Below are 15924 nucleotides of genomic sequence, written 5' to 3' on the forward strand. Positions count from 1 at the left end.
CACAAGAAACAATTTCAAAAAACAGCTTCTCACGTTTGATGAATATCGCGACTTGTGAACGAAGCATGGATAAGTGAACCTTCTTTTTGCCACACTACTTTTTTGTAACCAAAAAACGATGGAACGTTGTTTTGATTGCCCTTGATGCGGACAGTCTGAACAGGTTCCATCGTTTCTTTATTTTCTTCGTCTTCTTCTGTGTGTATTTCGCGGTTTTTCTTCTATTGTTGGATCAATCGTGCCATAAAAGGGGCGATTGCGGTCAAGGTACCAGACATAAAGAATAAACAATGCAATACATAGTACAAAAAGGATTGCACCTATCATAAATCCTTCAGGCAAGTAGCTGAAAGTAACCGTGTGTTTACCTGCTGGCACTTTTAGCATCAAGAATGCGTTTTTGAAGTTGCTGACTTTGACTGGTTTCCCATCGATCTCGGCTTTCCATCCTTTGTCGTAAGGAATAGTTGTCACCAACATAGAATCTTCTGCGGTATCTACAGTTCCAGAAGCTTTTCTGCCAGAGGCTTCCATTTCGACACCTTTTTCTTTGATCTGATTCATTGCGGCTTGATAGGCTACAACATCTAGACCAACGACTTTCGGCTCCATGAAACTTACTTCTTTCGTCCCATAAAAACTTGCAGTAAATGTCACCGTTGTCTCTTGGGGGTAATAGCCAAGATCATAGTATTGTCCAGAAATATTGATTTGCGTTTTCCTTGATGTACCATTGACAGTGATCGTTGCACTAGAACTTTCTAATTGTGCAAAATTGGTTGGGAATAAGCTTAAGTAAGCTTGTGTATTTGCAGGTACATGGACTTCCCATGTGAGCTCTTTTGGTTGATTATCTGCCGTCTCTGAATAAGTCACACCAGTCGTTGTTTTTGTGATCGTCGTATTTAACTGATTCTTCAAAGTAGGCGTATAGAATGTAAAATACTGTTCATTTAGACCAGATAATGTATTGATCAAATTTGTCTGACTAGTTAAATTATCTGTTACGGGCTGCTCAATATCATTAACGGATAACGGTGCGGTAAATGCCAGTGGCAATGCATTGACATTCTGATACAGTGTATAGTCGCCGCTTTGACCAGCTTGGCGGAAGCCATATTTGCTGAACGTGCTTTCGTTCTTAGAAATGTTGTATTTGATTCCTGTAAAGCCATCCATCAGCAAAGTATTATTATTGTAGCGGATATTCAAATTTGTTCCTCTTGAACGGAACCCTAATGTATCCAGATAAGAGGAAGAATTACGATTTCTTATAGAAGAAAACAAGCTGATGCCGCTGTAACCGTAGTTGATCGAATCATTTGACGATACCGGATCCAGATTTTCCAAGCGGTAAAACGAGTCAGAATCTTCTTTTGTTTCATTTACAAGAGCTTTCAAGTCAGGATAAGGATCCGTATACAAACTGCGGGAAGCATAATTCCAATCATCAAGGATACCATGGATCATGCTGTTCGTATTGACTAATGCCTCAGCGGACATGATCAATAACAACAATATACTTAGATGGTTGAAGGAAAGTTTTTTATGCTGATAAAATCCCACAGCAAAAGCATAGATCCCTAAGAAAACAACTGTCAATACAAAGGAAGTCATCGTCACATAGGTGTAGCTTCCTTCAGGTTTGATGCCCCATGCCACCGCAAAGAGAGCAGCTACGACCAAAATGATTCCTAACAACAGCCCACGATCGTCTTGTTCTATCCTTTCCCATCCTTTTCCTGCAAGCAGGAGAACTAAGAAAGAGAACAGATAGGCATAACGGAATAAAAACATATTCGGTGCATGCATACCATGCCAAAACAAATTCAATGGAACAAGATAAAAACTTGCGATAAGTATGGCGAAAAGACCACCGTACAAAAACTTATTTTTCAACGGTACTTTCCGACTGGCAAAATAAAACAAGCAAAGGACCAGCGGAAGCAGACCTGCGTAAATGAACGGAATCGAACCGTATTTTGTGGTGTCATAAACACCAATCATGTTTTTCATGATCAGATCCAGATAAGAAGTCGCTTCTGTTTTCAACGTAGTGATTTGACTCAATGCTTCGCCATTTGACCGAAGATCCAGTACTGCTGGCAATACAATGATCATTGAAGCGCCGCCTGCCAGTAAAGAAGTGATCCCATAAGGAACAATCGATTTTTTGTATTCTGACCAGTTTGTCAATAGACGGGCAATAAAATATAAGAAAGAAAAGACACCAATCATGAAGCCCATATAAAAACTGGATAGAAACAAGAGCAAATAGCTGATGAATAAAAGTTTCGGCCGTTTCAGATCCATGACACGATGAATCCCCAAAATCACTAATGGAAGATAAACAAAAGCATCCAGCCACATGATGATCTCCGAATGTGCAGTAATGAATGAGATCAATGCGTAACTGACGCTAAGTGCAACATGCCCCCAGCGAGGAATCTTGAACGTGCGTGCAAGAAACCAAAAAGCTAATCCGGCGCAGCCGACTTTAAGCAAAGTCAGAACATAAAGTGCATCTGGCATCATCTGGTTTGGAAAGAAGAAAACCAGTGGCGTGAAGATCCCGCCGAGATAATAAGAAATCAAAGACAGATAATTCAAGCCCAGAGAAGCATTCCATGTATAGAAAATACTTTGCTTTCCAAGAAGGACATTTCGGAAGCTTGCATGAAAATTAGAAAATTGTGAAAAGGCATCACTTGCCAAAATACTTCTGCTGCTCCCGGGATAGATCCCGATACTTAGATAAACAAGTGCTAAAATCAAAAACGGAATCAGGAAACTAGCTGCTGCGTAGCGTCCGTTTTCTCTAAAAAATGACTTTAAGTTTTTTTTCATATTTATTTTCCACCAAATTTCTATGAAGTTGTATTTAGTTTATCATATCCTTGTTTTTCTCTGCTTAAAAAGAGTCTAGTTTTCATAAAAAAATAAAATTTGGGAATAAATAACTTCATAATTTGTTCGTATAACAAAAATAAACACAAAAAAAGGGGAGGAATCAAAAATTCCACCCGCCAAAATTTTTATTAAATAAAAAACCGTTCACTATCTGAACGGTCCAAGTATCATTCAATTAAACGCGTTCAACTTTTCCTGATTTCAAAGCACGAGTTGACACCCAAACTTTTTTAGGTTTTCCGTCGACCATAACGCGAACTTTTTGTAAGTTAGGTTTAACAGTACGTTTTGTTGAGTTCATAGCGTGTGAACGGTTGTTTCCACTTTTTGTCTTGCGACCTGTAAAGTAACAAACTTTTGCCATGGTAATTTCCTCCTTTGCCTTGATTTGGAGCAATAGAATAATTCAGCTCATACCAGACTAACATATCATATAGATTGGAAATTTGCAAGTACATTTTCATGGATACAATTGACATTTGTGAAGAATAATTGTAAATTAAACAGGGTTATACCTGAAATTTTGCAAGGTTTTTGAGTACTTTGGGTAACTGCCTTTTATTTCAAGTTGCGCTATGATAAAATATGATAGAAGAAAAATGGGAGTATTTTACCCGTTAAGGAGGCTCATTCATGGCTGTAAAAATTCAAACGTCAGCTGGAACCATTGAAATTACCAATGATGTAATTGCAACAGTTGTTGGTGGCGCCGCGACAGATGTGTTCGGTGTTGTAGGAATGGCCAGCAAAAATCAAATTAAAGATAATATTACTGAGATTTTGCGTAAAGAAAATTACTCAAGAGGAGTAGTTGTCCGCCAAGAAGATAATGGTATTGCTGTAGATGTTTATACGATTATCAGCTATGGTACGAAAATCTCTGAAGTTTCTCGCAACGTCCAAGAAAAAGTGAAATACAATCTAGAGGCATTATTAGGCGTAGCTGCCAATTCAGTTAATGTCTTTGTACAAGGTGTTCGTGTACTGCCAGACTAGGCAGGAGACTGGCTGATAACTCAGCAGTCGATCTGAAGGAGGATTATCTAGGTGAGTGTAACAGAAATAAGTGCAAGCCAGTTCCAGGAAATGGTGCAGGCTGGTGCGAATCGTCTGCAAGTAAATGCAGAATACGTCAATTCATTAAATGTATTCCCTGTGCCAGATGGCGATACGGGAACAAATATGAATCTATCTATGACTAGTGGAGCGAAGGCAGTAGTAGATTCAACCTCAGAAAAAGTAGGAGAATTAGCAGCAATGCTTTCAAAAGGATTGCTGATGGGTGCGCGCGGAAATTCCGGCGTTATTTTGTCTCAATTGTTCCGAGGATTTTCTAAGCAAATTCCAGATGTTGTCTCATTAAATGCTTCTGATCTTGCTGCAGCATTCACTCATGGTGTTGAAACTGCGTATAAAGCAGTAATGAAACCAGTAGAAGGAACGATTTTGACAGTAGCTAGAGAAGCAGCAAAAGCTGGAGAAAAGAAAGCGAAGAGTACAGACGATGTCGTTGAAGTGATGACAGCTGTTGTAAAAGGAGCAAAACGTGCTTTAGCTAAAACCCCAGACTTGCTTCCAGTCCTAAAAGAAGTCGGTGTTGTAGACAGTGGAGGACAAGGATTGCTGTTTGTTTATGAGGGCTTTTTAAGCGCATTGAATGGAGAATTCCAAGCGGATGAAACATATGAACCTTCTCCAGCAGAAATGGATGATATGGTCAATGCAGAGCACCATCGCAGTGTCCAAGGACAAATGGCGACAGAAGATATCCATTTTGGTTATTGTACAGAAATCATGGTGAAAATCGGTGAAGGACCTACTGTTGATAGTACGTTCGACTACGAAGAATTCCGTAACTATTTAGATGGTATTGGAGATTCTTTACTTGTGGTCAATGATGACGAGATCATCAAAGTCCACGTGCATACAGAAAACCCAGGAGAAGTCTTGAACTATGGACAAAAATTCGGTTCATTAGTCAAAATCAAAGTCGACAACATGCGCTTGCAGCATGAGACGATTTTGGAACACGATGAAGAAGTGAACGAGTTTGCGAAAAAAGAAACACCACGTATCCCGTATGGTATCGTAGCAATCGCTGCTGGTAAAGGCGTCCAAGAGCTGTTTGAAAGTTTAGGCGCTAATTATGTTATCAGTGGTGGGCAAACAATGAACCCAAGTACGGAAGACATCGTTAAAGCGATCCAAGAAGTGAACGCAGATAAAGTGATTGTCTTACCGAACAACAAAAACATCTTCATGGCAGCTGATCAAGCGGCAGAAGTAGCAGATATCCCAGTAGCAGTTGTTCCTTCAAGAACGATTTCTCAAGGATTGACGGCTATGCTTTCATTCAATGATCAAGCTTCTTTAGAAGAAAACAAAGAAACGATGACAGAAATGTTGTCTAGCGTCGTAAGTGGTCAAGTCACTCACGCAATCAGAGATACCTCAATCGACGGTGTAGAGATCAAAGAAGGCGACTTTTTAGGCATGATCGATGGAAAAATCATGATCTCTAACCCAGATATCACAGCAACAGCGTTAAGTACACTAGAACAAATGATCAATGAGGACACAGAGATCGTAACGATCTTAGCAGGTGATGAAGGAACAGTTGAACAAGCAAATGAATTTGCTGAGAAACTAACAGAAAAACATCCTGATTTGGAAATCGAGATCCACCAAGGAGATCAGCCTGTCTATCCTTATCTATTTTCTGCTGAATAATTCCTGTGACAGAATATCTTTCTAACACAGTATTCATTCATAAAAGGCCTTCGGTTAGTGATCAGGTATGATCACTGACCAAGTCCTTTTTTTGTTAAAGGAGGGAGGAAAAAATATATGCGTTCTTTAGATGATCCAATCACTATGCTGGCAGGAGTCGGAGAAAAAAGAGCGGCTAGTCTTGCCAGCTTGGGCATCCAAACGATTGAAGACTTACTGACTTATTATCCTTTTCGCTACGAAGATATTCAGGAAAGAAATCTAAACGAGATCCAAGATCAAGAAAAGGTTACTTTGAAAGGAATCGTAGTCTCTCCTCCTGTGATGAATCGATTTGGTTATAAAAAAAGCCGATTGCAATTTCGAATGATGCAAGAACATGATGTGTTCAACGTTTCTTTTTTTAATCAACCTTATCTAAAAGAAAAAGTCATTTTATCGGAGGAAATCGCTGTATACGGTAAATGGGATGCAAAGCGTAAAGCCTTGAACGGGATGAAGATTTTAGGTTCTCAAACAATGGATGACTTTTCGCCGATATATCACGTCAACAAATCGATTCGTCAAACGACATTAGTTGATCTAATCAAAAAAGGGTTTCAAGAATACGGCACATTGATCGAAGAAAACCTGCCGAACAACCTTGTGGAGAAATATCGACTACTTGACCGAGCTTCTGCTGTAAGAAGTATGCACTTTCCGAAAAACCACGAAGAAAATCACCAAGCCAAACGACGTGTCGTTTTTGAAGAATTCTTTTTATTTCAAATGCGTCTTCAAGGATTGAAAAAAGCAGAAAAAGCAGAAACGAATGGCTTGGAGATCCTTTATGATGTCCAAAAATTAAAAGAATTTACTCAAAAGTTGCCTTTTGAACTGACAAATGCCCAAAAACGGGTAACGAATGAAATCTGTCGGGATCTTCGCAGTCCTCAACATATGCAGCGACTTTTGCAGGGAGATGTAGGTAGCGGAAAAACAGTGGTTGCCGCAATCGCATTATATGCCACCGTTACAGCGGGTTTCCAAGGTGCGTTGATGGTGCCTACCGAAATCTTGGCACAACAGCACATGGAAAGTTTGCAACAGCTGTTTGATCCCAATGAAGTAACGGTCGCATTGCTTACAGGGTCAACGAAAACAAAAGAACGACGGGAACTCCTTGAAAAACTAGAACGAGGAGAAATCAACGTCGTGATCGGTACACATGCATTGATCCAAGATGGAGTTGAATTTCAGAATTTAGGTCTAGTTATTACGGATGAACAGCACCGTTTTGGTGTGAATCAGCGGAAAGTCCTTCGTGAAAAAGGCTGGCGACCTGATGTCTTGTTTATGACAGCCACTCCGATCCCTAGAACGCTAGCTATCACAGCGTACGGTGAAATGGATGTATCGATCATTGATGAACTTCCAGCTGGACGTATCCCGATTGAAACACGCTGGGTAAGAACACCTCAATTAGACAGTGTACTGGATTGGACAAGGAAAGAACTGGCAAGAGGACATCAAATGTATGTCATCTGTCCACTGATCGAAGAATCAGAAGCATTAGACGTAAAAAACGCAGTGGAAATCTATGAAAAACTTCGTGAACTATTTGCACCAAAATATGAAGTTGGCTTGTTACATGGTAAAATGAAGAATCAGGAAAAAGAAGTGATCATGGAAGCTTTCAAAGATAACCAGATGCAGATATTAGTTTCTACTACGGTAATAGAAGTAGGGGTAAACGTGCCAAACGCAACCGTCATGCTGATTATGGATGCGGATCGATTTGGTTTGGCACAGCTGCATCAGCTTCGTGGACGTGTTGGACGCGGAAGTGATGCTTCCTACTGTATCTTAGTTGCTAATCCCAAAAATGAACTAGGCGTGGAGCGGATGAAAATCATGACAGAGACCACCAATGGTTTTGTACTAAGTGAAAAAGATCTGGAATTACGCGGTCCCGGTGAAGTATTCGGCTTCCGACAATCTGGTTTACCTCAATTTGCGATTGCTGACTTGGTGACAGATGGAAATGTTTTGGAGGTAGCCAGAGAAGAGGCTGCAGCTCTTTGGCAGATAAAGAATTGGCAGATGCTGCCTGAGTATCAGCCTCTAGCACAAAGCCTCCAGATAGAAAATCAGGATAATCGTTATTTCGATTAGCAGACTATGCTATACTTTATAATGATGATGGAAAAAGGAGTTGGAACAATGAAAATTGCCGTAGATGCAATGGGCGGAGATCACGCACCTCAAGCAATTGTAGAAGGCGTGGCTTTAGCGCAGCAAGATTTTCCAGAAGTAGAATTCTTACTTTACGGAAAAGAAGCAGAAATCAAGAAATACTTAATAAATGAAAAAAACATCACGATTATCCATACAGACGAAAAAATCAATAGTGATGATGAGCCAGTAAAAGCGATCCGACGGAAAAAGACTGCTTCAATGGTCCTTGCTGCACAAGCAGTGAAAAACGGCGAAGCGGATGCTATATTTTCAGCAGGGAATACAGGTGCGCTGCTAGCAGCGGGTTTGTTCATCGTAGGACGTATCAAAAATATCGAACGCCCTGGCTTGATGTCTACTTTGCCAGTAGTAGGAAAAGAAGGTGCCGGTTTCGATATGCTGGATCTTGGCGCTAACGCAGAAAACAAACCAGAACATTTGTTGCAATACGGTATTTTAGGTTCTTTCTATGCACGTAAAGTCCGAGGGATCGGACGTCCCCGCGTTGCTCTTTTAAACAACGGAACAGAAGCCACAAAAGGTAGTGAAGTGACGAAAAAAGCCTATGAACTTCTTCAGAATGAAACAAGTTTGAATTTCATTGGAAATGTAGAAGCGCGCGAGTTGCTCAATGGTGTGGCTGACGTAGTAGTCACAGATGGATTTACAGGCAATGCTGTTTTGAAATCCATTGAAGGAACGGCAATGAATATGATGGATCTATTAAAATCCGCTATTCTAAACGAAGGGATCAAAGGGAAAATGGGCGCCATGCTTTTAAAAGACGGCTTGCGTTCTTTGAAATCTGAAATGGATTATTCCAAACATGGCGGAGCTGTTTTGTTTGGCTTGAAAGCACCAGTCATTAAAACCCACGGAGCAACAGGTCCTGATGCTGTCCGCTATACGATCCGCCAAATCCACACGATGCTTGAAACAAATGTAGTAGGACAGTTAGTCGAACAATTTGAAAAAAGCGAAGAATAATATTCAGATAGCTGAGGCAATCCGATTCGTTAAAAAAAGGTGGACATTCCTGAAAAATGTCAGTAAAATTAGCCATGGTGTAGGTAATTGACAAGTGTATGATTCTTGGAGGTGAAAAAGTTGACTCGCGAAGAAGTATTTAACAAAGTAGCGAAAATTATTTCAAATCATTTTGAGATAGATACCGATAAAGTGACGGATGAATTGAACATCAAAGATGATTTAAAAGCTGATTCAATTAGTATTATGGAGTTCGTTTTAGAACTTGAAGATGAATTCGGTACAGAAATTTCAGATGAAGACGCTGAACAAATTGAAACAGTTGGCGGCGCAGTAGATTATATCAGCAGCCATCTCAAATAATTTCAATAAAAGCAAAGAAGGATAAAAAGTTGTATGCAACTTTTTATCCTTCTTTTTTTAATCTTTTTGACACGGAAAAGACATTTTTCTGATAATTCTGGCGATAATTAGAAATTATGTTGCAAAGTAAAGCGGTTTTCTATATAATTATTAATAATTCATTACACAAAGATAAGAATAACCTTTGTTATAAAACGCTTTATTCTGTGTAATGTTCTTTTTTTACTAAGAAAAACTTCCGTTTAGGAAGCAGAGAGGGGTATTCGATTGTCAGATAATCAATTATTAGAAGTTCAGAACCTACATACAGGCTTCCGACTCAAAGATGACTATTACGATGCAGTAGATGATGTTTCATTTACTTTAGACAAAAACGAGATCTTAGCAATCGTTGGGGAATCTGGGTGCGGGAAAAGTACATTAGCTACTACGATTATGGGATTACTTGATCCTAATAACACAAAAATTACAGGTGAAATTTTATATAACGATCTGAATTTAATCGAACTGAACGAAACGCTTTATAATAAAATCCGCGGAAATGATATCGGAATGATTTTCCAAGATCCGTTGTCTGCATTAAATCCTCTCATGAGAATCGAAGACCAGATCAAAGAAGGACTTTCCTATCACACAAAGATGAATGCAGAACAGCGTCAAGCTCGCGCACTGGAATTACTAGAACAAGTAGGGATTCCTAATCCAGCAAGAGTTGGACGTCAATATCCCCATGAATTATCAGGCGGTATGAGACAACGTGTCATCATCGCGATCGCAATCGCCTGCAAACCTCCAATCGTCATTGCAGATGAACCGACGACAGCCCTAGATGTAACCATCCAAGCCCAGATTCTTGATTTACTGAAAGATCTTCAGGAAGAAACAAAAACAGGGATCATCCTGATCACTCATGACTTAGGAGTCGTAGCAGAAATGGCTGATCGAGTGGCAGTGATGTACGGCGGACAGTTTGTTGAAGTAGCGGGTGTAAAAGAACTGTTTGATCATCCGAAACATCCTTATACGCGCTCTTTATTGAATTCTATACCTCAAGAAGGAAATCATGATGCAGAACTCCATGTGATCGAAGGTGTCGTTCCTTCTCTGAAAAACATGCCTCGTAAAGGGTGCCGATTTGCTCCACGTATTCCGTGGATACCAGCAAGTGACCACGAAGAAGATCCTATCCTTCATGAAGTCGCTCCGAACCATTTGGTACGTTGCTCTTGCTACAAGCATTTCCACTTTAGAGACGAAAAAGGAGAGGTGTAGATGACAGAATTAATCACAATCAAAGACCTGAAAGTTCATTACCCTATTCGCAGTGGATTCTTCAATCGAGTAACGGATCATGTATATGCTGTAGATGGTGTGGATTTTATTATCGAAAAAGGAAAGACATATGGTTTGGTGGGAGAGTCCGGTTCCGGAAAATCCACTACAGGAAAAGCAGTCGTTGGTTTAGAAAAGACGACAGCTGGACAAATCATGTATGAAGGAAAAGATGTAACGAAGCGAAGCAACCGAAAAAAAATGGGTTATAACAAAGACGTACAAATGATCTTCCAAGATTCAATGTCTAGTTTGAATCCTAAAAAACGAGTATTGGATATCATTGCAGAACCTATCCGAAATTTTGAACGGTTAAGCGATCAAGAAGAAAAGAAGAAGGTAAAAGGATTGCTAGATATCGTTGGGATGCCGGAAGATGCACTTTACAAATATCCTCATGAATTTTCAGGGGGACAACGCCAACGTCTAGGAGTAGCCCGCGCTGTTGCTACTAATCCAAAATTAATCGTGGCCGATGAACCGGTATCTGCTCTGGATCTATCTGTTCAAGCACAAGTATTGAATTTCATGAAACGGATCCAGCAAGAATACGGTCTCAGCTATTTATTTATTTCTCATGATTTAGGTGTAGTAAAACATATGTGCGACAACATCGCAATTATGTACAAAGGTCGATTTGTAGAAATCGGTACAAGAGAGGACATTTATAATGACCCGCGCCACATCTATACGAAACGTCTGCTTTCAGCAATTCCGCAAATCGATGTAGAAAATCGGGAAAGCCACAAAGAAAATCGCCGAAAAGTAGAACAAGAGTATATCCAAAACCAAAGAGAATACTATGATGCGACTGGCCGAGTCTACGATTTGCGTACGATCACAACTACACATAAAGTGGCGTTGAAAGATGGAGGTGCGAGCTAATGTGGAAAACGATTCTGCGACGTGTTTTATTGATGATCCCGCAAGTTATTATTTTAAGTGTTCTGATCTTCTTATTAGCCCAAGCGATGCCAGGGGATCCATTTACTGGTTTGATCAACCCAAACCAAGATCCGGCAGTGATCGAACAAATGCGACAATCAGCTGGATTGAATGACCCATGGTATGTCCAGTACTTCCGTTGGATCGGAAATGCTTTGCAAGGCGATTTTGGTCAAAGTTTCTTATACAAACGCTCTGTTGCTGACCTAATCGGTGAACGGATCATCAACACGTTATATCTATCGATCTTGACAGTTGTCCTTACTTATTTGATTGCTGTGCCTCTAGGGATGCTAGCAGGCCGGTATCAAAATTCGATCTTGGATAAGATCGTCGTGATTTATAACTTCTTTAGTTTTGCTGTTCCGTTATTTATCTTCGGCTTGATCATGCTGTTTGTTTTTGGTTATCGTTTAGGCTGGTTCCCAACCAGCGGTTCTCAAACACTAGGTTTACAAGGGGGATTTATCACTCAGTGGATAGATCGCTTGAAATATATTCTGCTACCATCGATTACCCAAGCATTTCTGGCGACTGCCGTTACGATCCAATATCTGCGAAGCGAAGTAATCGATTCGAAGTCGCTTGATTTTGTCAGAACAGCCCGTTCCAAAGGGGTACCGACGAATAAAGTATTCAGTAGACATATCTTCCGGAATGCAGCGTTGCCGATGGCTTCGCAAATGGGGTATGAAATCACTTCGTTGATTGCTGGTTCTGTAGTTATCGAAAAGATTTTTGGCTATCCAGGAGTCGGGAAACTATTTATTGACTCTATTGGTCAACGAGACTACACCGTGATCACATCCTTAGTATTGATTTTAGGAATCGCGACGCTAGTGGGGACATTACTGTCAGATATCATTATGAGTATCGTTGACCCGCGTATTCGGATTCAATAAAACCAATCAGAAAGGAGAATGGATCGATGAGTGAAAAAAACAATACAGCAGTTCAAGAAAGTATCCCTCCTATGGGGATACGAATGATTGCTCGAGAATTTAAAAAAGATAAGATCGCTATTTTTTCATTAGGTTTGCTAGTGGTTTTATTATTAGTGATTTTTATCGGTGCGATGCTGACCGATCAGGATAAAGTGATGTATGTTAGTATTTTTGATAAATATGCTGCCCCAGGAGCAGTTTCGACACAAGGACAAAAGTTCATTCTGGGAGCAGATGAAGGCGGACGTGATGTATTAGGTCAATTGATCATAGGTGCTAGAAACTCTGTTACGATCGGATTTGCGATCACGATCCTTACTTCGATCATCGGGGTTGGATTAGGGATCATCTCTGGCTACTACGGAGGGATCATTGACAATATCTTGATGCGAATCGTTGATTTTATCATGATTCTACCGATCATGTTGATCATCATCGTCTTCGTATCGATTATTTCCAGATACAATGTCTGGTCCTTTATTTTCATCATGAGTGCATTTTATTGGGTAGCTAAAGCCCGATTATTCCGAAGCAAGACATTATCTGAAGCAAGAAGAGATTATGTCAGTGCCTCAAAAACAATGGGAACAAGTGATTTTAAAATCATGTTCCGCGAAATCATGCCGAATCTAAGTTCATTGATCATTACGAACTTGACAATGAACTTTGCGGCAAACATCGGTATCGAGACAACTTTGACTTTCTTAGGTTTCGGTTTGCCGGCAAATGTACCTAGTTTAGGTACACTGATCGGTTATGCAAGTAATGGAGAAGTCTTAGTGAATCGGCAATGGATCTGGTTACCCGCATCAATCCTCATTTTAGTTTTGATGTTGAGTATCAATTATGTTGGACAGGCATTCAAGCGTTCTGCAGATGCACGCCAACGGTTAGGCTAGTTATAGAAGCGAAGGGGGAAATAGGAATGAAGAAAACGATTTTTGGATTTGCAACGCTGATGTCTGCGGTCGTTCTTGCAGCATGCGGGGGCGGAGGTACAGATACTTCTGGAAATAACTCTGGAGGCAACAGCAATAACAAAGAGGAATTAACTTTTCCAATCGCAACAAAAAACAATGATGATGCAATCGAAGACGGTGAATTAGAAGCTGCGGTCGCAACGGACAGTCAGTTCAAAGGATTGTTCCAGTGGGAGTTTTATCAAGATTCATATGATGCAGCGTTTATGGCACCCTCTCACGAACCATTGTTTGCAAACGATGATGATTTTAGAATCACAGATGACGGAGCTGCAACACTTGATCTAGACGAAGATACGAAAAAAGCGACAATCAAAGTAAAAGACAACGTTAAATGGTCAGATGGTGAAGATGTAACGGCGGACGATGTGATTTTCCCTTACGAAATCATTGGGAATAAAGATTACACTGGTATTCGTTATGACGACACTTTCCGTAACATCGTAGGTATGGAAGAATATCATGATGGAAGTGCCGATACGATCTCTGGAATCAAAAAGATAGACGACAAAACAGTTGAAATCGAATATAAAGAAGTAAATCCAAGCATGCTTCAATCGGGTGGCGGTATCTGGACATATGCAGCACCGAAACATACGTTAGAAGGTGTAGCAATCAAAGACATGGAATCAAGCGATCAAGTACGTAAAAATCCAGTGACTTTCGGCCCTTATTACATGAGTAATATTGTTGCAGGAGAATCAGTAGAGTACTTACCAAACGAGCACTACTGGAACGGTACGCCTAAATTGAAAAAGATCACGATGAAATCTGTACCGATGGCTAGTGCAACTGAAGCATTGAACTCTAAGCTATATGACATGATTTTCCAAATGCCAACAGATACTTATGATACGTATAAAGAAATTGCTGGCTATACAAACTTAGGACGTGAACAAACTTCTTATACTTATCTAGGATTCAAGTTAGGTAAATGGAATTCAGATACAAAGAGTGTGGAATACAATCCAGATTCAAAAATGGCTGATAAATCATTACGTCAAGCCATGGGCTATGCATTAGATAACAATGCAGTAGGTGAACGTTTCTATGCAGGTTTGAGAAGCAATGCGACTTCATTGATCCCTCCAGTATTCCAGTCATATCACGATGATGAGATGAAAGGATTCACACAAGATTTAGACAAAGCGAAAAAACTATTGGATGATGCCGGCTACAAAGATGTGGACGACGATGGTTTAAGAGAAGACAAAGATGGAAACAAACTAACCATCAACTTTGCTTCGATGTCCGGTGGAGAAACAGCGCAACCATTGGCAGATTACTATATCCAACAATGGAAAGAAATCGGTTTGGATGTCCAATACACAACAGGTCGTCTGATCGAATTCAACTCTTTCTACGATAAATTAGAAAATGATGATCCTGAAATCGATGTTTACCAAGCTGCTTGGAATACAGGAACTGATCCAAATCCAAGTGGACTATGGGGACCAAATGCAGCATTCAACTACACTCGTTATGAATCAGAAGAAAATACAAAGTTGATCAACGATATCAGTTCAAGCAAAGCATTTGATGAAGACTATTTGAAAGAAGCCTATCAAAAATGGCAACAATATGCGTTTGAAGAAGCATTTGCGATTCCAACGTTGTTCCGTAACGAAGTATTGCCAGTCAACGACCGTGTCAAAGACTGGGATTGGTCCTATGATGTACCAAACCCATGGGCAAATGTTTCTGTTACAGCAGATTCACGTTCATAATCAAAAAAAATGACCGAAAAAGGACGATGTCCTTTTTCGGTTTTTTATTTACTGTTATTTTTGTATAGCGAATAAAAATAAATATAGTTTTTTAAAATTTTATTTTAAAAACACGTTGAACATAAATGTGTCATTATATATAATTTAAATAGATTTTAAAGAAGAAAATTGTATAAAATATTTGTTATTTAATTTAAGTTGAATAAAAAATATTGTTATTTTAAATTGATGGGAATCTTTCGCGTAGTTAATAAAAGAGAAGGTTCACACTTATCTCTTTTTAAAATAAAAAAAGGGGGACCGAACGACTGTCGCCTTGTTGCTTGTTCAAGTATGTTTCAATAGTCACTCGTGAGACACTTTAGGCACTCAAAAAAGGGAGCGGATACAAAATGAAGAGAAATGCGAAAAAGATGATATCAAGTTCATGTACACTTATTGCCTTGAGCAGCTGGATCGCACCAATCAATGCCGTTAGTGCGGCTGAAATACCTGAACCATTAGTCATTTCTACTACACCAGAGATTTTCAATATGGATGTGGTGCAAACAGATGTACCACTAAAACAAGGAAGAATAACTGTGAACACTTTTTATGGAGGTGTAACAGGAATACCGGGCTTCGGAACAGTTTGGGGAGAATTTTATCCAACACAAAGAAGAGTGACTGTTTATGCATATGGAAAAGAAAGAAACACAAGAACGGGTAATCCAGGAACAACCGTTCGGGTAACCGCCCCTAGAGCATTTTCTGGAAATACATCTGGCTGGTGGTGGGCATAGAAAGAAG

General features: G+C 39.9%; 13 protein-coding genes. 11 read left to right on the top strand and 2 right to left on the bottom strand.

The window, feature by feature from the left end:
- Positions 1-177 precede the first annotated feature (177 nt).
- Positions 178-2847 carry a YfhO family protein gene (locus HMPREF2988_RS10855; protein ID WP_070770641.1) on the bottom strand — a complete coding sequence of 890 codons (2670 nt, stop codon included), beginning with the start codon at positions 2845-2847 and terminating at the stop codon, positions 178-180.
- A 238-nt stretch (positions 2848-3085) separates the two neighbouring features.
- Positions 3086-3274, bottom strand: a complete 189-nt coding sequence (gene rpmB, locus HMPREF2988_RS10860) for a 50S ribosomal protein L28 (protein ID WP_002290463.1) — start codon at positions 3272-3274, stop codon at positions 3086-3088.
- A 269-nt stretch (positions 3275-3543) separates the two neighbouring features.
- On the opposite strand from rpmB, the gene HMPREF2988_RS10865 reads away from it, so the two are divergent.
- From HMPREF2988_RS10865 to HMPREF2988_RS10915, 11 genes are all read left to right on the top strand, one after another.
- The gene (locus tag HMPREF2988_RS10865) at positions 3544-3906 is read left to right on the top strand and encodes an Asp23/Gls24 family envelope stress response protein (RefSeq protein WP_002290464.1); all 363 of its coding nucleotides are present in this window, start codon (positions 3544-3546) and stop codon (positions 3904-3906) included.
- 51 nt (positions 3907-3957) lie between these two features.
- Positions 3958-5640: a DAK2 domain-containing protein gene (locus tag HMPREF2988_RS10870; RefSeq protein WP_002290465.1), complete on the top strand. Its 1683-nt coding sequence runs from the start codon at positions 3958-3960 to the stop codon at positions 5638-5640.
- Between the two features lie 117 nt (positions 5641-5757).
- Complete coding sequence (gene recG / locus HMPREF2988_RS10875) at positions 5758-7794, top strand: ATP-dependent DNA helicase RecG (protein WP_002336161.1); 2037 nt, start codon at positions 5758-5760, stop codon at positions 7792-7794.
- Between the two features lie 48 nt (positions 7795-7842).
- Entirely contained in the window at positions 7843-8844 is a 1002-nt protein-coding gene (gene plsX, locus HMPREF2988_RS10880; protein WP_002315510.1) for a phosphate acyltransferase PlsX, read from the top strand.
- Between the two features lie 120 nt (positions 8845-8964).
- Positions 8965-9207 (top strand): acyl carrier protein, encoded by a 243-nt coding sequence (acpP, locus tag HMPREF2988_RS10885; protein WP_002294295.1) that lies wholly within the window; start codon positions 8965-8967, stop codon positions 9205-9207.
- 267 nt (positions 9208-9474) lie between these two features.
- Positions 9475-10479, top strand: a complete 1005-nt coding sequence (locus HMPREF2988_RS10890; protein WP_002309832.1) for an ABC transporter ATP-binding protein — start codon at positions 9475-9477, stop codon at positions 10477-10479.
- The gene (locus HMPREF2988_RS10895; protein ID WP_002309831.1) at positions 10480-11424 is read left to right on the top strand and encodes an ABC transporter ATP-binding protein; all 945 of its coding nucleotides are present in this window, start codon (positions 10480-10482) and stop codon (positions 11422-11424) included.
- The gene (gene opp4B / locus HMPREF2988_RS10900; protein ID WP_002290474.1) at positions 11424-12386 is read left to right on the top strand and encodes an oligopeptide ABC transporter permease; all 963 of its coding nucleotides are present in this window, start codon (positions 11424-11426) and stop codon (positions 12384-12386) included. Before HMPREF2988_RS10895 ends, opp4B begins: the two co-directional genes overlap by 1 nt.
- 26 nt (positions 12387-12412) lie before the next feature.
- Positions 12413-13327, top strand: a complete 915-nt coding sequence (locus HMPREF2988_RS10905) for an ABC transporter permease (protein WP_002290475.1) — start codon at positions 12413-12415, stop codon at positions 13325-13327.
- Positions 13328-13353: 26 nt separating this feature from the next.
- Positions 13354-15135, top strand: a complete 1782-nt coding sequence (locus HMPREF2988_RS10910; RefSeq protein WP_002315512.1) for an oligopeptide ABC transporter substrate-binding protein — start codon at positions 13354-13356, stop codon at positions 15133-15135.
- 392 nt (positions 15136-15527) lie between these two features.
- Positions 15528-15917, top strand: a complete 390-nt coding sequence (locus HMPREF2988_RS10915) for a hypothetical protein (protein WP_070770642.1) — start codon at positions 15528-15530, stop codon at positions 15915-15917.
- The last annotated feature ends 7 nt before the right edge of the window (positions 15918-15924 follow it).

The sequence above is a fragment of the Enterococcus sp. HMSC061C05 genome (genome assembly GCF_001814765.1).
In the GTDB taxonomy this organism is placed as follows: domain Bacteria; phylum Bacillota; class Bacilli; order Lactobacillales; family Enterococcaceae; genus Enterococcus_B; species Enterococcus_B lactis.

What these genes read in the sequence shown, in the direction of transcription:
- HMPREF2988_RS10910 (WP_002315512.1), top strand. Translation starts at nt 13,354, where the DNA reads ATGAAGAAAACGATTTTTGGATTTGCAACGCTGATGTCTGCGGTCGTT.
- HMPREF2988_RS10855 (WP_070770641.1), bottom strand. Translation starts at nt 2,847, where the DNA reads ATGAAAAAAAACTTAAAGTCATTTTTTAGAGAAAACGGACGCTACGCA.
- opp4B (WP_002290474.1), top strand. Translation starts at nt 11,424, where the DNA reads ATGTGGAAAACGATTCTGCGACGTGTTTTATTGATGATCCCGCAAGTT.
- HMPREF2988_RS10905 (WP_002290475.1), top strand. Translation starts at nt 12,413, where the DNA reads ATGAGTGAAAAAAACAATACAGCAGTTCAAGAAAGTATCCCTCCTATG.
- rpmB (WP_002290463.1), bottom strand. Translation starts at nt 3,274, where the DNA reads ATGGCAAAAGTTTGTTACTTTACAGGTCGCAAGACAAAAAGTGGAAAC.
- HMPREF2988_RS10865 (WP_002290464.1), top strand. Translation starts at nt 3,544, where the DNA reads ATGGCTGTAAAAATTCAAACGTCAGCTGGAACCATTGAAATTACCAAT.
- plsX (WP_002315510.1), top strand. Translation starts at nt 7,843, where the DNA reads ATGAAAATTGCCGTAGATGCAATGGGCGGAGATCACGCACCTCAAGCA.
- recG (WP_002336161.1), top strand. Translation starts at nt 5,758, where the DNA reads ATGCGTTCTTTAGATGATCCAATCACTATGCTGGCAGGAGTCGGAGAA.
- HMPREF2988_RS10915 (WP_070770642.1), top strand. Translation starts at nt 15,528, where the DNA reads ATGAAGAGAAATGCGAAAAAGATGATATCAAGTTCATGTACACTTATT.
- HMPREF2988_RS10895 (WP_002309831.1), top strand. Translation starts at nt 10,480, where the DNA reads ATGACAGAATTAATCACAATCAAAGACCTGAAAGTTCATTACCCTATT.